Origin of the sequence: Pseudomonas sp. GCEP-101, assembly GCF_025133575.1 — a bacterium.
GTDB classification, from domain to species: domain Bacteria; phylum Pseudomonadota; class Gammaproteobacteria; order Pseudomonadales; family Pseudomonadaceae; genus Pseudomonas; species Pseudomonas nitroreducens_B.
Window position 1 is genome coordinate 641,338 of the sequence record NZ_CP104011.1, and the last position, 17,104, is coordinate 658,441.

Here is a 17,104-nt window from a genome sequence, read left to right on the forward strand (position 1 = left end):
CCGGGTTTGTAGGAGCGGGCCATGCCCGCGAAATCCTGCGCGGCGGATTTGGCCGTTATCGGTAGATGCTGATGTATAGCGCCCATTCGCAGGAGCGCCCTCCGGGCGCTGTCGCGGGTATGGCCCGCTCCTACAGTTGGCACCGCCACTCCGCCCCAGCCCTGGCTACGCGCCCCGCTCCGAACGGAGAGGGAGCGATCCGAGTCGGCTGACGCCGCAGCTTCAACCGGCACCGATCCAGTCCCCTCTCCCTTCAGGGAGAGGGTTAGGGAGAGGGAAACACAGGCACGGACTTTCAGAAGACAGCCGCCCCTACCGCAACAGCCCCATCTCCTTCGCCCGCGCCACCGCCTGGGTGCGGCGTTCGACGCCGAGCTTGTCGTTGATGTGGCGGGCGTGACTCTTCACGGTGTGCAGGGAGATGAACAGGCGCTCGCTGATCTCCTGGTTGGAGCAGCCCTGGGCGATCAGTTCCAGCACCGCCAGTTCGCGCCCGCTCAGGCAGTCGGTGAGCACCGCGCCGCGCTCCGGCAGGGCGGGCAAGCGTTCGCGCAGCGCCTCGATGGCCGGTGAGGGAGCCCGCACCGCCAGTTGCTCGCGCAGCCAATCCGGATGTTGCTGCAACACTTCCTGCAAGGGGACGAGCAGGCCGACGGCCAGTCCATTGAGGCACTCACCCAGTTCGAAGGACGCTTCGCGCTCGCGGCCATCCTGCAGCAGCAAAGCCACCAGCTGGCCTTGGGCGAAGCGCGCCTGCAATTGCGCGCCGCCCTGCAGGGCACCGCTGGCCACGGCGCGCAGGCGCGCTTCGGCATCCTGCAGGCGGCCTTCATGGCGCTCCAGCTGGGCCTGGAGCATTTCCACGTTGCGCGGCAGCTGCGGCGAACATTCCGGCGGGGTTGCCGGCTGGTCGCCGGTGTAGGTGTCGCGCAGACGCTCCAGCCAGGCGGTGGCCAGTTCGACCTGGCCCTGGCCCAGCCAGAGTTCGCATTTGATCAGGGTGATCGCCGACAGGTAGTAGACCGGCGGCACGTCCCAGACGTGCATCATCCGCTCCACCTCGGCGAGGTGGGCGAAGGCGCGGGTGTAGTTGCCCAGCCGCCCTTCCAGGCTGGCCAGCACGCAAAAACCGATTACCAGGCTGATATCGCGGCAGGCGCGGGCTTCCTCGATGCCCGCCTTCAGGCACTTGCGCGCCTCATCCGGCTGCAGGGCCAGGCTGCGCAGGTAGCCCTGGTAAAGCATCAGCCGACCGCGCACCGCGTAGCGGCGCTGTGACGACAGACCGGACAGCCGCGCCAGGCCCTGGCGCACCTCTTCCTCGGCGCGCAGCACCTCGCCGCGCGCCTGCAGCACACGGGCACGGTCGTAATGCACCATGGCTTCGAACAGCGGATTGCCAAAGCGCTGCGCCAGTTCCAGGGCCTCGCGATTCAGCCCGCGCGCACGCCACAGGTCATCGCGCACGATGGCCAGGTTGCTCAGGGTCGACAGGCATAGCAGGCGGGGGCCGAAGCGCTCCGGGCCAAGGCCATGCATGGCTTCTTCGCAGTGCCGCTCGGCCGCCTCGATCTCGCCACGACCGCGGGCAATCACCCCCGCCAGCGCTTGCCATTGTGCCAGCAGGTCGCGCTGGGTGGCGATGTCGGCGGCGGGCAGGAAGCGCGACAACTGCGCCCCCAGCTCTTCGGCGGCGTCCAGCTGGCAGGCCAGTGCCAGCGCCCAGCTGTACAGCACGATCAGGCGCGGCGTGCTGGCCAGCAGGCTGTCGGGCAGGTCCATCTTCCAGCGCAGCAGCGTGGCGACGTTCTGCTCGGCCAGCAGTTGCTCCTCGGAAAGGCTCTGCACCAGGCTCGCCGCCACTTCCGGGTGGCCCGCGCGCAGGGCTTGCTCCACCGCATCGTCGAACAGCCCCTGGGCGCTGAACCAGCGGCACGCGCGCAGGTGCAGCGCCGCCGCGGAGGGGCCGGAGCCGGGCAGCGGCCGCGCCAGCAGCAGGTCGGAGAACAGATGGTGATAACGGAACCACTGGCCCTGCTCGTCCAGTGGCACCAGGAACACCTGGTGCTGCTGCAGGTGGCGCAGAATGGCCGCGCTGTCGTGGGCATCGCGCAGCGCATCGCAGAGTTCGGCGGAGAAGCGTTCGAAGCGCGCGGTCTGGGCCAGGAACACCTGGACCTCCGGCGACTGCTTGTCGATCACCTCTTCCAGCAGATAGTCGCGGATCAGCTCCTCGGCCCCATGCACGGACAGATCCGGCACGTTCGCCGCCAGTTCGTCGCCATGGGCCAGCAGCCACAGGCGCAGCCCGGCGATCCAGCCTTCGCTGCGCTCGACCAGGTTGTCCAGGGCGTTGTCGTCCAGTTGCGCGCCGTTGGCCGAAACGAGTTGCGCGGTTTCCTCGACGGTCAGGCGCAGGTCCTGTTCGCTGAACTCCAGCAACTGCCGCGACAGGCGCAGGCGCGCCAGGTGCCAGTCCGGCCGCTGGCGGCTGGTGACCAGCACCACCAGGCCGGCGGGCTGGTGGTTGAGGAGGAACTGCAAACAGCGGTCGAGCACCGCGCCCTGGGCCAGGTGGTAGTCATCCAGCACCAGCAGCAGCGGGCGGTCGACAGACAGGCTGTCCACCAGTTCATCGAGCAGGTCGTCGAGCCAGGCTTCGAAGGCGAAGGGCTGGTGGCGCTGGCGCATTTTCAGCAGGGCCAGGGCCTCTTCGCCCAGGGTGGGGAAATGCAGGCGCAGTCCTTCGAGCAGGCGTTCGAGGAAACGCCCCGGGTCGCTGTCGCGGGCACTGAGGCCCAGCCACAGGCTGCGCCACTGGCTTTCCAGGGTCTGACAGAATTCGATGGCCAGCGAGCTCTTGCCGAAGCCCGCGGGCGCGGACACCAGGATCAACCGTCCTTCGAGCCCGGCCGCCATGCGCTGGCACAGGCGCGAACGGGCGACATGGCCATGCGGCAGCGGCGGTCGGAAGAAGCGGCTGCCGGCCGTGCTGGGGGGGACATCGGTCAGACTGGGCAGAGTCGAGAAGTCGGTCATCGGCCTGGCTCTTGCTCTAGCTCTTATAGCGGTCAACGAAAGGCACACTGTTGACCGAGCCTAGCCGCTCGCGGGCGGGATTAGAAGCCGATTTTGTTACCTTTGCCCACAATGTGACCAGAAGGCTCTCTGGATTCAGCCCTTCATTCATCCGGTGGATGATCCGCCATAAAAAAACCGGCCCGAAGGCCGGTTTCTCTCACCGCAGAACCACCCGTGGGGATCGGGGGATCAGCGCACGCCTTCCTGGCGAAGCGCTGCCGGGGTGAAGTCGCTTTCCGAAGCGCTGTAGTTGAAGTCGTAGGCGGATTTCTCCTCGTTCTTCAGACCCAGCACCAGGTAACGACCGGACAGCAGGTCATACAGGGTTTCCGCGGTGTACCACGGTACCTGGTAGTTGTAGTAGTACTGGTTGAAGGCCTCAGCCACGCGCCACAGGGTGCCGCGACCGTCGTAGTGGTCGATCTCCACGGCCTGCCAGGTGTCCTCGTCGATGAAGAAGTCACGCTTGGCGTAGATGTGGCGCTCGCCCGGCTTCAGGGTGGCGGTCACGTGCCATACGCGGTGCAGCTCGTAGCGGGTCAGGTCCTGGTTGAGGTGGCCAGGCTTGATGATGTCCGAATACTTCAGCTTCGGATCGTCCATCTTGTAGTTGTTGTACGGGATGTACAGCTCCTGCTTGCCCACCAGTTTCCAGTCGTAGCGGTCCGGCGCACCGTTGTACATGTCCAGGTTGTCGGAGGTCCGCAGGCCATCGGCGGCGGTACCCGGGCCGTCGTAGGACACTTGCGGGGCGCGGCGCACGCGGCGCTGACCGGCGTTGTAGAGCCAGGCCAGGCGCGGTTCCTTCACCTGGTCGAGGGTCTCGTGCACCAGCAGCACGTTACCGGCCAGGCGCGCCGGGGCGGTGACGCGTTGCTTGAAGTAGAACAGGACGTTGCTCGGCTTGCTGGCGTCGTAGTCCTTCAGGTCGGTGCGGAAGACGAATTCGTCCTGGAAATACACCAGCGAGTAGGAGCCGTTGACCTGCGGGGTGGCCTGGGTCACCAGACGGCGAACATGGCCGCCACGGTAGCGGGTGATGTGGTTCCAGATGACTTCCAGGCCGTCCTTCGGAATCGGGAAGGGGTTGGCCACCTGGAAGTTCTCCAGACCGTTGCCGCCCTGCAGCAGCTTGGTGGAGGTGGCGTTCTTCTTGGTCGCCTCCAGCACGTTGGCCGGCACGGTCGCGGTGCGGTGGGTCGGGTACACCGGCATCTTGTAGGTGTCGGGGTAGCGCTTGAACATGGCTTGCTGGCCGGGGGTCAGCTTGTCCTTGTACTGGTCCATGTTCTGCGCGGTGATGGTGAACAGCGGCTTCTCGTTGGCGAACGGGTCGCTGAGGAAGCCCTTGCTGTCGGCGGTGCCGGCATTCTTGGGCAGGCCGCCGGTCCAGGCCGGGATGCTGCCGTCGGCGTTGCCGGCTTTTTCCGCGCCCATCGGGGTCAGGGTGGTGCCAAGCTTGGCCGCTTCATCGGCAGAGACGGCCGCCATCACCTGGGAGGCGATGAGGCTGAGCGCCAGGGCGCCCGTGTGCAGCAGGATCTTTGTTGTTCTCATGCGTTTGTCGTCCTCGTTGAGTCTTTGCCCGCCGCGATGGCCGCCCTGGCCGGATGCTGCTGCCAGGGCGGGTCGCGGGTCTTGTCTGCTGCTCGCGTGGCCAGGTCACCCGGCCGCGCGGGTGGCCCGCCGCAAGGGCGGGCCGCTTGCCGGTTGAACGGCCGGCTTAGAAGGTCACACCGAAGCTGAGGCTGACGAAGTCGCGATCGTCGACCGTGGAGTACTTGCCATCGAAGTAGTTGGTGTACGCCAGGCTGGCGGTGTAGGTGTTCAGGTAGTCAGCGTCGATCCCCAGGCTGACGGCCTTGCGGCCTTCCTCGAAGTTGCCGCCCGGGCCGGGGGAGTAACCGTCGACGTCGTGGGACCAGGCCACGTTGGGCTTGAGGTTCACACCGGCGAAGACGTCGTTGTAGTCCCAGATGGCACGGGCGCGGTAGCCCCAGGAGTCGGCAGTGGTGAAGCCTTCGCTTTCGCAGTTGCGGCTGACGTTGTTGGCGTTGGCGGTGCCCAGCGTGGAGACGTTGAGGGCTTCACAGGTCGGGCGGCCGTTGAGGCTGCCGTTCAGCGGGCCGGGGCCGAAGACCGGGTCGCGGCCGTAGCGTGCCTTGTTCTGGCTTTCCAGGCCGCCGACGTGGGTCCAGCCGACTTCGCCCACCAGGGTCAGACGCTCGGCGCCCATGACCTGGTCGAAGAAGTGGGTGAAGGTGGTCTGCAGCTGGGTGACTTCCTTGCGGCGGTAGCCGTGCAGGTCCTGGCCGGCGTTGCCGGTCAGCACGGAAGCATTGTCGTAGACGTGGTTGCCGCCGATGGACACCGGGTCCAGGCCGGAATACAGGATGTCGGTGGTGTTCAGCTGAACCGGGGCGTTCGGCCGGTAGCTGATCTCGCCCTGCCAGGCGGTGCCGGTGGGCAGCGTGGTGGAGAAGCTCAGGCCGTACAGGCGGATGTCTTCGGGGTACTCGATGAAGTAGCTGGAGTTGCCCGCCATCGCCGCCGCGCCGGCCTGGGCCGCCAGGGACGGGCTGATCGCCGCGATGTTGGTGATCAGCTGGTTGATCTGCGCCACCTTGGAGGTGTCGGCGCCACGGCCGGAGAAGATCGGCAGGCGGCTGTGGTAGTTCATGTAGTAGCCGCCGAACTCGGTGTTCAGGCTGTCGGCGAAGTACTTCAGGGAGAAGCCGTACTGGCCGCTGTCGCGCGCATCGCGGTCCGGGCCGCGCTTGACCACCAGGCCTTCGTTCCACGGCGACGGAGTGACCGCCAGGTTCGGGCCGAGCAGGCCGTTCAGGGTGCGGATCGACGCCGCGTTGTTGGTCAGCACCGCGAGGTTCTGGGTGCAGCCGTCAGCCACCACGTCGGGCTGGGAGAAGAAGGTGCCGCAGTTGTCGACCACCGTCTGGTCCCACTCCAGCTGGTAGAAGCCTTCGGCGGAGAGGTTGTCGGTGAGGTTCTGCGACAGGTAGAACATGTTCACCGGCACCAGGGCTTCCTTGATCTCGGAGCCCGGACGGCGGAAGGCGGTGACGTCGAACGGGTTGATCACGCTGATGCCGTTCTGGATGAAGGTGCTCTCGCCCCAGTTCACCACCTGCTTGCCCAGGCGCACGGTGCCCGGCAGCTCGCCGATGGTGTAGTTATGGTAGATGAAGGCGTCGAGCAGCTCCGCGCCGGAGGCCTGGGCGGCTTCCTTGCGGTTGTGGTCCGACAGCGGCTTGAACTCGGTGCTCTCGTCCTTCTGCTCGAAGTCGTACCAGTACTTGCCGCGCAGGAACACGCCGGTGTCCTCGTACTTCAGCTCGAGGTCGTGGATGCCCTTGAAGATCTTGGAGAAGGTTTCGCCGGCCTTGTAGTTCAGGTGGCCGTCGTCGGAGGTCTGGGACAGGCCCTTGCCGCCGTTGTTGACGCCGATGAGGTTCTTGTTCGGATTCTGCGTCGACCAGCTGGCCCCCACGGACAGCGTCGAGTCGAACGAACCTTCGATTTCCCCGATGTTGAAACTGACGGCGGAAGCCGGAGCCGCCAGCGAGGACGCCAGGCTGACTGCCAGCGGCAGCCGCGCGAGGCGCCAGATATGTTTCATGGTTTTCATCGACGCTACTCCATGTGTTTTTTGTTATGAGTAACACCGACTATATCCAGCGACCTGACCGCCTTGATCGCTCGAAAGTGTGATTTCGCTTACAAAGCCCCTGACTAGACGCTTGCGCAGGCGCTGAGGCGGCGTCGCCACTGGGCTGCGCCGTGCCAAGCGCTTGCTTGGCACGGCGCGCGAAAACCGTGACTTGCCGGTCGTCGGTCACACCGTGGAGAGGAAAGCGCTGCCGGCCTCCTGCCATTGGGCGATGTCTACCCGGATACGCTTCTTGTCGAGCTTGCCGACGCTGGTCTTGGGAACTTCAGTAACAACGGCGATCTGCGAGGGAATCGCCCACTTGTTGATGTGGCCCTGCTCGACGAAAGGCTTGAGATGCTCGCGCAGCGCCTTGGCGTCTAGCGCCTGGCCCTCACGCAGCACCAGCAGGGCGAACGGGCGCTCGCCCCATTGCGGGTCGGGTACGCCGACCACGGCCACCTCGCGCACCGCCGGATGACGGCTGATGAGGTCTTCCAGCTCCAGGGAGGACAGCCACTCGCCGCCGGTCTTGATCACATCCTTGATGCGGTCGCGGATGTCGATGAAGCCCATGCCGTCCAGGGTCGCCACGTCGCCGGTGTGCATCCAGCCGCCGGCCCAGAGTTCCTCGCCCTTCTGCGGCTCGCGGAAATAGCCCTGGGTCAGCCACGGCGCGCGCAGCACCAGTTCGCCCTGGGATTCACCGTCGGCCGGGAGGAACTCGCCGTGCTCGTCCATGATCGCCGCTTCCACCAGCGGCACCGGCACCCCGGCCTTGATGCGGTAGGTGGTGCGCTCGTCCTCGCTGCCGGCGCACAGTTCCTGGTTGAGATAACCACAGGAAATCAGCGGGCAGGTCTCGGACATCCCGTAGGCGGCCGTGAGCTGGATGCCGCGCGCCTTGGCGGCGTCGTACAGCGCATGGTTGAGCGCGCTGCCGCCGATGATGATCTTCAGCCCGCCGAAGTCGTGGTCCTTGGCGCTGGCGGCATTGAGCATCATCTGCAGGATGGTCGGCACGCAGTGGGAGAAGGTCACCTTCTCCTCGCGGATCAGCTTGCACAGCAGTTCCGGCTCGTAGCGCCCCGGATACACCTGCTTCACCCCCAGCATGGTCGCCACGTAAGGCACGCCCCAGGCATGCACGTGGAACATCGGGGTGATCGGCATGTACACATCGTTGGTGCCCATCAGGCGGATGCTGTCCAGGCTGCCGATGGTCGAGGCCATGGCCAGGGTGTGCAGCACCAGTTGGCGGTGGGTGAAGTACACGCCCTTGGGGTTGCCGGTGGTGCCGGTGGTGTAGAAGGTGGTCGCCACCGAGTTCTCGTCGAAGTCGGGGAAGGCGTAGCGCGGGGCGGCGGCGGCCAGCAGGGTCTCGTACTCGCCCACGCAATTGGGCAGTGCGCAGCTCTTGTCGGCGCCGTCGGTGAGCAGCAGGGTCTTTTCCACCGTGGTCAGTTGCCCGGCGATGCCCTGGTAGAGCGGCACGAACTCGCTGTTGACCAGCACGAAGCGGTCGTCGGCGTGGTTCATGGTGTAGAGGATCTGCTCCGGCGAGAGGCGGATGTTGATGGTGTGCAGCACCGCACCGATCATCGGGATGGCGAACATACATTCGAGGTAACGGTGGCTGTCCCAGTCCATCACCGCCACGGTGTCACCGGCCTTCACGCCGGCCTCGCTGAGCACGTTGGCCAGCCGGGCGACGCGCTCGTTGAAGGTGGCATAGCTGTAACGCACGGTGTCGCGGTAGACGATCTCCCTGCCCTTTTCGTAACGGCTGCCCGACAGCAGCAGGCTCTTGATCAACAGCGGGTACTGATAGGCGTTCTGTGCAGCAGGGATAACACGGGTTTTCAGCATGGCGTGCGCACTCTCAAGGCTGGACGTCGAGTTGAGTCTTATGAGGATGAGACCGACTCTAGAGCGCCGCGGGTGTCCATTCATCAGTCAAAAGAGTGATTTGCCGATGACTCTTTGGCCACATCCGGTCACGCGGTAGAATCCCCGCGCCCGGTCGTTCACGACCGGTACCTTTTACCCGGAGCACGCATGGGCCTGCGGCCGCCGAGCACGCGGCCCCGTGCGGACTCCTACAACAAGAGCGAAGAGGTTAGTTTCATGTCCGAGATCGTCATCGTCAGCGGCGCCCGTACTCCCATGGGCGGCTTCCAGGGCAGCCTGTCCGGCGTTTCCGCCGTCGACCTGGGCGCCATCGCCATCCGTGAAGCCATTTCCCGTGCCGGCATCCAGCCCGCGGACGTGCAGGAAGTGATCATGGGCAACGTACTGCCCGCCGGCCTGAAACAGGGCCCGGCCCGCCAGGCGGCGCTGAACGCCGGCCTGCCCGCCGCCACCGGCTGCACCACCATCAACAAGCTCTGCGGCTCGGGCATGAAGGCCGTGATGCTGGCCCACGACCTGCTCAAGGCCGGCACCAACAGCGTGATGGTCGCCGGCGGCATGGAGAGCATGTCCAATGCCCCCTACGTCATCGAGAAGGCCCGCACCGGCCTGCGCATGGGCCACGGCGAGATCAAGGACCACATGTTCCTCGACGGCCTGGAAGACGCCCGCACCGGCCGCCTGATGGGTTCCTTCGCCCAGGAAACCGCCGACCAATACAACGTCACCCGCGAAGAGATGGACGCCTACGCCATCGAATCGCTCAAGCGCGCCCAGGCCGCCATCGCCGACGGCTCGCTGGCATCGGAAATCGTCCCGGTCACCGTCACCACCCGCAAGGGCGAGACCGTGGTGAAGGACGACGAGCAGCCGCTGACCGCCAATCTGGAGAAGATTCCCGGTCTGCGCCCGGCGTTCCGCAAGGACGGCACCATCACCGCCGCCAACGCCAGCTCCATCTCCGACGGCGCCTCCGCACTGGTCCTGATGACCGCCGAGGAAGCCGCCCGCCGCGGCCTGAAGCCGCTGGCGAAGATCGTCGCCCATGCCACCCAGAGCCAGGACCCAGCCGAGTTCACCCTGGCCCCCATCGGCGCCATGACCAACCTGTTCAAGAAGGCTGGCTGGAGCAAGGACGACGTGGACCTGTTCGAGATCAACGAAGCCTTCGCCATGGTCACCATGCTCGCCATGCGCGAACACGGCCTGGACCACGCCAAGGTCAACGTCTACGGCGGCGCCTGCGCCCAGGGCCACCCGGTCGGCTCCACCGGCTCGCGGATCATCGTCACCCTGATCAACGCCCTGCAGAAGAAGGGCGGCAAGCGCGGCGTGGCCTCGCTGTGCATCGGCGGCGGCGAAGCCACCGCAGTGGCGATCGAGCTGGTCTGATCCCGGCCGCACATGAAAAAGGGGCGCCGAGGCGCCCCTTTTTCATGGTGCATTGCAGGGGCGAGCTTGCTCGCGAACCCGCCCCGCCGCGAAGCTGTTCTCGAGAAGCTCGCTCCTGCGAAAAGCGATCCTCAGCGCAGTTCGGTGAACGCCAGCTTGATCCCCAGGCCGATCAGCACCACGCCCATCAGCCGGTCGAACCAGTGGCCCAGGCGGGCGAAGGCGGCGCGCACGCGCTGCTGGCTGAACAGCAGCGCCACCAGGCAGAACCAGGCGGCGGTCGCGCACGCCAGGTAAACGCCGTAACCGGCCTGCACCGCCAGCGGTGTGTGTGGGTTGATCACCACGGTGAACAGCGAGAGGAAGAACAGCGTGGCCTTGGGGTTCAGGCCGTTGGTGACGAAGCCGGCGACATAGGCGCCGCGCGCGCTGCGGGCCACCGGCGCGGCGAGCGTTTCGGCGGCCGCCGGGCCCGCCGGGCGCGCGCGCAGCGCCTTGAAGCCGATGTACAGCAGGTAGGCCGCCGCCAGCCATTTCAGCGCATTGAACAGCACGATGGACTGCGACACGATCAGCCCGATGCCCAGTAGCGAATAGGTGACGTGGAGGAAGATCGCGCTGCCCACGCCCAGAGCCGTCCAGGTGCCGGCGCGCCGGCCGTGGGTCACGCTCTCGCGCACGACCACGGCGAAATCCGGGCCGGGGCTGGCCACCGCCAGCAGGTGAATGAACGCCACCGTGAGAAATTCCGCCCAGTACATCGCGCCTCCGAATACCCGTGGAAAAGCTCAGGTTCTATACGAATCGCCGGGGGCGCGACAAGGGCAACGGCGCACGACTGCTCACTGCGCGACGGCTTGAGGCACGCTGTGCAGCAATGGCAGGCGCGCCAGGCTGCAGGCCTGCCAGGGCGAGCGGTATTCGGGGAACGGACAGATGCTGTCGAGCAGCGTCGTTGCGCTGCGGATCAGTTGCTGGCTCGCCTGTCGGTTCTCGTTCGCCAGGGCATGCCCCAGCACCACCGACACCAGGTAATCCTCCCAGCTCTCGAAGGCGTCGCGCGCCAGGCGGGCGATATGCCGCAGGGCATTCCACAGGCGCTGTTCATCCAGCAGCCCCGCGCTGAAGGCCAGCCGGGCGCCGAACGCCGCGCGCTCCAGGTCGTAGCCCAGCACGCTGCGACAATGATCGATGCACTTGGGGTCGTGCCCCGCCTTGAGCAAGGCGCGCCGCCCCTGCTCGTAACGGGTGGCGGGGCCGCCTTGCCCGCCCGCGGGCGGCGAAGCCCCTTCAGCGTTGGAAGCCAGCCGCAGCATCGGGTCGAGACGGCTGCGGCTGCCGGTCTCCAGCAGCCACGCCATACGCTTGCGCACCTGCGCCGAATCGGCGGCCTGCCAGTGCCGGGCCAGCCACTGCCGGTGCTGCTCGTGCTGGTGCGGCGCAATGGCCAACTGGTCGATGCGCGCGCCGCCACAGGTGGCGATCAGCGCGCCGAAGGCGAGCAAGGCGTCGCGCGACGGGCGCTGCGGCGCGGCGTCGTAGCGTTGCGCCTGCAACACCGCATCGCGCACCGCCATGTCCGCCAACGGATGGCTGCGCCAGAGGCCCGCCGGCGCGCCACGCGGGTCATCCAGCAGGGATTTGAACGCCCTGATGGCTTCGCCGGCAGAGCATTCCTCCCGCAGCAGCACGGCGCGCCCGAGCACGAACGAGGCGGCGTAGGCCTGCCAGTCGGTGAAGGTGCGGCGCGCGGCCTCCGCCACCCAGGCCAGGGTCAGCCAGAACGCCGACTCGTCCAGATACGCGCAGGCATGACTGCGTCGGGCCAGCCAGGCGATGCGCTCCAGTTCATAGGCGGACATCGACAGGTCCTGCGGAACACGCAGCCCCGCCCGGCTCCACGCGCGTCGGGCCTGTTTCCAGCGCAACCGCTGTTCGTCGTCGAAGGCGCTCGGCTCCTTGCGCTGCAAGCGCAGGAAGTCATCGTCCAGCGTGCGGCTCTGCGCCTGCATGAACAGGTCCTGCAGGATGCTGCGCGCCGACCCGGCATCGCGGATGCCCCAGCGCTGCAACTGCTCGTGCGGCGGCGCGCTGCCGTCCTCGACGCAGCACGCCGCCATCAGCGCGCCGAAGCACAACAGGGGTTCGGTACCTGGCGAACGCACCCGCTCGTTCCGCTGAGCGCTGGCGTGAGCGACGGGCGACCCCGCCCGGGACCAGGCCCATGCGCCCATGAAGCCCAGCGCGGTTAGGCCGGCGGCACCGAGGCCGGAAAGGATCCACCCCATCATCGTGAGTCACCTCGAATCGTCGATGAGGGGACTCTACGAAGTCGCCGCCACCGCGCAGATGAGGGAAACCCGAAACGCCTGTCAGACTTTTCACTCAAACAACTACCATCACTGAATCGCCATTCCGGGCCTCCGTCTGCGGGCAGACCGGGTTGTCCTCGCCACCGGTTGTGCCGAGAATCCCCTTCATCACGCCCTTCCGATCAAGGTGTCATCGCTCATGAATCCTGCTCGCGCCGTCTTCCTCGACCATGCCTCCCTCGACCTCGGTGACCTCGACCTGGCACCGCTGCGCGCGGTGTTCAGCGAACTGCTGCTGCACGCGGGCAGCACGGCGGACCAGGTGGCGGAGCGGCTGCAGGGCGCGCAGGTAGCGATCACCAACAAGGCGCGGATCGACGCCGATGTCTTCGCACAGTGCCCGCAACTCAAGCTGATCCTGGTGGCGGCCACCGGTACCAACAACGTCGATCTCGACGCCGCGCGCCGCCACGGCGTGACCGTGAGCAATTGCCAGGGCTACGGCACCCCGTCGGTGGCGCAGCACACCCTGATGCTGCTGCTCGCCCTGGCCAGCCGCCTGCCGGACTACCAGGCGGCGATCCGCGAGGGCCGCTGGCAGAAGGCCCCGCAGTTCTGCCTGCTGGACTTCCCCATCGTCGAGCTGGAAGGCAAGACCCTCGGCCTGCTCGGCCATGGCGAACTGGGCGGCGCGGTGGCGAAACTGGCCGGGGCCTTCGGCATGCGCGTGCTGCTGGGCGCGCTACCGGGCCGCCCTGTGCGCGCCGACCGGCTGGCGCTGGACGAGCTGTTGCCGCAGGTCGACGCCCTGACCCTGCACTGCCCGCTGACCGACGCCACGCGCAACCTGATCGGCCAGCGCGAACTGGACCTGATGAAACCCGGCGCCTTCCTGATCAACACCGCCCGCGGCGGATTGGTGAACGAGCAGGCGCTGGCCGACACCCTGCGCCGCGGCCACCTGGGCGGCGCGGCGTTCGACGTGCTCAGCGTCGAGCCGCCGCGCGACGGCAACCCGCTGCTGGCCGGCGATATCCCGCGCTTTATCCTCACCCCGCACAGCGCCTGGGGCAGCCGAGAAGCCCGGCAGCGCATCGTCGGCCAGTTGAGCGAGAACGCCGCCGGTTTCCTCGCCGGCGAGCCGCGCCGGGTGGTGGCAGCATGAGCCTGCACCTGGTGTGCGGCGATGGCGCCGCCGAGGCCCTGCGCCGGGCGGTGGCCGACGGCGTGCTGACCGAGAAGAAAATCCGCGTGATGCCGGACGACCTGGCCGTCGGCCCGCTGGGCGATGTGGATCAGCCGCCCTGCCAGCAGCGCGCCACGTTCTGGCATGCCCTGGGCGGCGAGGCCCTGCAGGAGCGGGCCATCGCCAGCGAACTGGCCAGCGACGCCACCTGGTTGCGCAACCCGGACGCCGCCAGCATCACCCTCTGGCACGGCGACAGCGCCAGCGAGCAACTGCTGCTGCGCCGCGTCTGCGCGCTGCTGCCAGCCCACGTGAGCGTGCGCAGCGTCGGCGCCGGCAGCGGCCAATGCCGCAGCGAGGACCGTCACGCCATCGCCATGCTCAAACCCGTGGAGCTGGCCAACGCCCTGGCCGCCAGCCACGAACTGGACGCCGCCGAGCGCCAGCGCCTGGGCGCCGACTGGCAGCAGGCGCTGGCCCAGAACGCCGAGCTGCGCCTGTGGCTGGACGGCCAACTGAGCGGCACCGGCTATACGCACATCGACCGCATCCTGCTGGACAGCGCCAGCGAATCCTGGCGCCCGGTGCAATCGCTGATCGGCCCGACCATGGCCTATGTCGACGGCCTGTTCGTCAGCGACCTGCTGGCCGCCTGGCGCCTGCGCGAACAGGTCGCGGCAGGCGTATTGCAACTGCGCGGCGACGACTTCTGGAAGAACGCCGAGGTGCGGCTCGCCTAGGCCCGGCCGCGGCAGCCCTGCTAAACTCGCGCCCTTTTTCGAGGAGGCCGCATGTCCAACGCCCCCACCAGTGAAGTGCTGCTGCGCCAGATCGAGCGCTTCCAGGGCCGCGTCCTGCTCGCCGGCCTACCCGCCGACGGCCTGCTCGGCGAGCTACCCCATGCCCAGGGCTGGAGCTGGCACGCCGGCGATGCCCGACAGCTTGAAAACCGCCATACCGGCCGCTGCCACTTCGGCGCCACGCCGCCGGCGGGCCAGTTCGACGCCGCCGTGCTGTTCCTGCCCAAGTCCCGCGAGCTGACCGACTACCTGCTGGCCGCCCTGGCCAGCGCCGTGCCCGATGGCGAGCTGTACCTGGTTGGCGAGAAACGCGCCGGCGTCGAACGCGCCAGCAAGCAGCTGGGCGAATTCGGCCGCGCCAGCAAGCTGGACAGCGCCCGTCACTGCCAGCTGTGGCACACCCACATCGACGGCGCGCCGGCCGCACCCGACCTGCATGGCCTGGCGCAACGCTACGAACTGCCGCTGGCCGACGGCCCGCTGCAGGTCATCACCCTGCCCGGCGTGTTCAGCCATGGCCGCCTGGATCGCGGCAGCGCGCTGCTGCTGGAACACCTGGCCGACTTGCCGAGCGGCCACCTGCTGGACTTCGGCTGTGGCGCCGGGGTACTCGGCGCCACGCTCAAGCGACGTTATCCACAGAGCCGGCTGACCCTGCTGGACGTCGATGCCTTCGCGGTCGAAAGCAGCCGCCTGACCCTGGCCGCCAATGGCCTGGAGGGCGAGGTGATCGCCGGCGACGGCATCGACGCCGCGCCGCAGGATCTCGCCGCCATCGTCAGCAATCCGCCCTTCCACCAGGGCGTGCACACCAGCTACGCCGCCACCGAACAACTGCTGCGCCAGTCGGCCCGCCACCTGGCGCCCCGCGGTGAGCTGCGTCTGGTGGCCAACAGCTTCCTGAAATACCCGCCGCTGATCGAACAGCACCTGGGCCCCTGCCGCACCCTGGCCGAGGCTGACGGCTTCCGAATCTACAGCGCCCGGCGCTGATCCACGGCTCGCACTACACTCCACCGAGCCCGCCCGGATCGGCGCATCGCCGCTCGCCCTGAACTATCGAGGACACCCGTGAATCGCAGAATCAAAGATGACGTCGAACTGACATTCGCCATGGGGCCGAAGGAGAAGCCGCATCATCTCAAGCGCTCCCTCAAGCCGCGCCACCTGAACATGATCGCCATCGGCGGCTCCATCGGCACCGGCCTGTTCGTCGCCTCCGGCAGCACCATCGCCACCGCCGGCCCCGGCGGCGCGCTGCTGGCCTATGCGCTGATCGGCCTGATGGTGTTCTTCCTCATGACCAGCCTCGGCGAGCTGGCGGCGTACATCCCCGACTCCGGCTCGTTCTGCACCTACGGCAGCCGTTTCATCGACGATGGCTTCGGCTTCGCCATGGGCTGGAACTACTGGTACAACTGGGCGGTGACCATCGCCGCCGAGCTGGTGGCCGCGCAGTTGGTGATGAAGTTCTGGTTCCCGGAGGTCGCCGGCATGTACTGGAGCGCCGGCTTCCTGGCCATCATGTTCATGCTCAACTTCTTCTCGGTGAAGGGGTTCGGCGAGAGCGAGTTCTGGTTCGCGCTGATCAAGGTGGTGGCCGTGGTGATCTTCATCGGCATTGGCCTGGCCAGCATCATCGGCATCATGCACGGCATCGACAGCCCCGGTTTCAGCAACTTCACCACGGGGGATGCGCCCTTCGTCGGCGGCCTCCAGGCAATGATCGGGGTGGCGATGATCGCCGGCTTCTCCTTCCAGGGCACCGAGCTGATCGGCGTCGCCGCGGGCGAGTCGGAGAACCCGCGCAAGTCCATTCCGATTGCCATCCGCCAGGTGTTCTGGCGAATCCTGATGTTCTATATCCTGTCGATCTTCGTCATCGGCATGCTGATCCCCTACACCGATCCGAACCTGCTCAAGACCGACAGCACCGACATCAGCACCTCGCCCTTCACCCTGCTGTTCGAGCGCGCGGGCCTTGCCGCCGCGGCCGGCGTGATGAACGCGGTGATCCTCTCGGCGATCCTCTCGGCGGGTAACTCGGGGATGTACGCCTCGACCCGGATGCTCTACACCATGGCCACCCAGGGCAAGGCGCCGCGCCTATTCACCCAGGTGTCCGAGAGCGGCGTGCCGCGCTATGCGCTCTATGCCACCACGCTGATCGGCGCGCTGTGCTTCCTCACCAGCTTCATCGGCGACAAGACCGTCTACACCTGGCTGCTCAACGCCTCGGGCATGTGCGGGTTCATCGTCTGGCTGGGCATCGCGGTGTCGCACTATCGCTTCCGCAAGGGCTTCGTCGTCCAGGGCGGCAACCTCGATGACCTGCCCTACCGCGCCAAGTGGTTCCCCCTCGGCCCGCTGTTCGCCTTCACCCTGTGCCTGATCATCACCCTGGGGCAGAACTACCAGGCCTTCGTCGGCGAGCACGTGGACTGGGCGGGGCTGGTCGCCACCTACATCACCATCCCGCTGTTCCTGGCGATCTGGCTGGGCTACCGGTTCAAGAACGGCACCCGCTTCGTGCGCTACGAGGAAATGGACATCCGTCCGAAGCACGATTGATCCTACAAGCGGCTTGCCCAAGTCCTACGACTTGGGCAGAATGCGCCCCGTCCTAGGGGAGTAGTCTCCCGCGAGCGCCCAGCTCGCCCGGTACGCGTCAACACACTTGGTCCGCAGACCATGGCGCGTACGATCCAGGCCTGCAGCGTTCAGGCCGGGGTTTGACAAGACCTATGACACGAGC

The 17,104-nt window shown here is 67.1% G+C and carries 11 protein-coding genes and 1 riboswitch; of the genes, 5 read left to right on the forward strand and 6 right to left on the reverse strand.

What is annotated here, in order from left to right; translation table 11 throughout:
* Positions 1 to 312: 312 nt before the first annotated feature.
* The 4 genes from N0B71_RS02955 to N0B71_RS02970 form a co-directional block, all read right to left on the reverse strand.
* Positions 313 to 3,039 carry a LuxR C-terminal-related transcriptional regulator gene (locus tag N0B71_RS02955; RefSeq protein WP_259757218.1) on the reverse strand — a complete coding sequence of 909 codons (2,727 nt, stop codon included), beginning with the start codon at positions 3,037 to 3,039 and terminating at the stop codon, positions 313 to 315.
* 231 nt (positions 3,040 to 3,270) lie between these two features.
* The gene (locus N0B71_RS02960; RefSeq protein ID WP_259757220.1) at positions 3,271 to 4,638 is read right to left on the reverse strand and encodes a DUF1329 domain-containing protein; all 1,368 of its coding nucleotides are present in this window, start codon (positions 4,636 to 4,638) and stop codon (positions 3,271 to 3,273) included.
* A 166-nt stretch (positions 4,639 to 4,804) separates the two neighbouring features.
* Positions 4,805 to 6,727, reverse strand: coding sequence for a DUF1302 domain-containing protein (locus tag N0B71_RS02965; RefSeq protein ID WP_259757221.1), 1,923 nt, complete (start codon positions 6,725 to 6,727; stop codon positions 4,805 to 4,807).
* Positions 6,728 to 6,934: 207 nt separating this feature from the next.
* Positions 6,935 to 8,617, reverse strand: a complete 1,683-nt coding sequence (locus N0B71_RS02970) for a fatty acid--CoA ligase (protein WP_259757222.1) — start codon at positions 8,615 to 8,617, stop codon at positions 6,935 to 6,937.
* A 258-nt stretch (positions 8,618 to 8,875) separates the two neighbouring features.
* Here N0B71_RS02970 and N0B71_RS02975 point away from each other — a divergent pair, with 258 nt between their 5' ends.
* Positions 8,876 to 10,051 carry a thiolase family protein gene (locus N0B71_RS02975; RefSeq protein ID WP_259757223.1) on the forward strand — a complete coding sequence of 392 codons (1,176 nt, stop codon included), beginning with the start codon at positions 8,876 to 8,878 and terminating at the stop codon, positions 10,049 to 10,051.
* 131 nt (positions 10,052 to 10,182) lie between these two features.
* Here the strand turns inward: N0B71_RS02975 and N0B71_RS02980 are convergent, their stop codons facing one another.
* Positions 10,183 to 10,812: a LysE family translocator gene (locus N0B71_RS02980; RefSeq protein ID WP_259757224.1), complete on the reverse strand. Its 630-nt coding sequence runs from the start codon at positions 10,810 to 10,812 to the stop codon at positions 10,183 to 10,185.
* 81 nt (positions 10,813 to 10,893) lie between these two features.
* The gene (locus N0B71_RS02985) at positions 10,894 to 12,216 is read right to left on the reverse strand and encodes a DUF1266 domain-containing protein (RefSeq protein ID WP_259757225.1); all 1,323 of its coding nucleotides are present in this window, start codon (positions 12,214 to 12,216) and stop codon (positions 10,894 to 10,896) included.
* A gap of 346 nt (positions 12,217 to 12,562) precedes the next feature.
* Between N0B71_RS02985 and N0B71_RS02990 the strand changes: the two genes are divergently transcribed.
* From N0B71_RS02990 to N0B71_RS03005, 4 genes are all read left to right on the forward strand, one after another.
* Entirely contained in the window at positions 12,563 to 13,528 is a 966-nt protein-coding gene (locus N0B71_RS02990; RefSeq protein WP_259757226.1) for a 2-hydroxyacid dehydrogenase, read from the forward strand.
* Positions 13,525 to 14,289, forward strand: coding sequence for a DUF1835 domain-containing protein (locus N0B71_RS02995; RefSeq protein ID WP_259757227.1), 765 nt, complete (start codon positions 13,525 to 13,527; stop codon positions 14,287 to 14,289). Before N0B71_RS02990 ends, N0B71_RS02995 begins: the two co-directional genes overlap by 4 nt.
* Positions 14,290 to 14,340: 51 nt before the next feature.
* On the forward strand, positions 14,341 to 15,342 hold the full coding sequence (locus N0B71_RS03000; RefSeq protein ID WP_259757228.1) for a class I SAM-dependent methyltransferase: 1,002 nt from the start codon (positions 14,341 to 14,343) through the stop codon (positions 15,340 to 15,342).
* A 120-nt stretch (positions 15,343 to 15,462) separates the two neighbouring features.
* Positions 15,463 to 16,920 (forward strand): amino acid permease, encoded by a 1,458-nt coding sequence (locus tag N0B71_RS03005; protein WP_259759727.1) that lies wholly within the window; start codon positions 15,463 to 15,465, stop codon positions 16,918 to 16,920.
* A 43-nt stretch (positions 16,921 to 16,963) separates the two neighbouring features.
* Positions 16,964 to 17,083: riboswitch (yybP-ykoY riboswitch) on the forward strand.
* Positions 17,084 to 17,104 lie beyond the last annotated feature (21 nt).

What these genes read in the sequence shown, in the direction of transcription:
- N0B71_RS02970 (WP_259757222.1), bottom strand. Translation starts at nt 8,617, where the DNA reads ATGCTGAAAACCCGTGTTATCCCTGCTGCACAGAACGCCTATCAGTAC.
- N0B71_RS02995 (WP_259757227.1), top strand. Translation starts at nt 13,525, where the DNA reads ATGAGCCTGCACCTGGTGTGCGGCGATGGCGCCGCCGAGGCCCTGCGC.
- N0B71_RS02975 (WP_259757223.1), top strand. Translation starts at nt 8,876, where the DNA reads ATGTCCGAGATCGTCATCGTCAGCGGCGCCCGTACTCCCATGGGCGGC.
- N0B71_RS02965 (WP_259757221.1), bottom strand. Translation starts at nt 6,727, where the DNA reads ATGAAAACCATGAAACATATCTGGCGCCTCGCGCGGCTGCCGCTGGCA.
- N0B71_RS02980 (WP_259757224.1), bottom strand. Translation starts at nt 10,812, where the DNA reads ATGTACTGGGCGGAATTTCTCACGGTGGCGTTCATTCACCTGCTGGCG.
- N0B71_RS03000 (WP_259757228.1), top strand. Translation starts at nt 14,341, where the DNA reads ATGTCCAACGCCCCCACCAGTGAAGTGCTGCTGCGCCAGATCGAGCGC.
- N0B71_RS02955 (WP_259757218.1), bottom strand. Translation starts at nt 3,039, where the DNA reads ATGACCGACTTCTCGACTCTGCCCAGTCTGACCGATGTCCCCCCCAGC.
- N0B71_RS02960 (WP_259757220.1), bottom strand. Translation starts at nt 4,638, where the DNA reads ATGAGAACAACAAAGATCCTGCTGCACACGGGCGCCCTGGCGCTCAGC.
- N0B71_RS02990 (WP_259757226.1), top strand. Translation starts at nt 12,563, where the DNA reads ATGAATCCTGCTCGCGCCGTCTTCCTCGACCATGCCTCCCTCGACCTC.
- N0B71_RS03005 (WP_259759727.1), top strand. Translation starts at nt 15,463, where the DNA reads ATGGGGCCGAAGGAGAAGCCGCATCATCTCAAGCGCTCCCTCAAGCCG.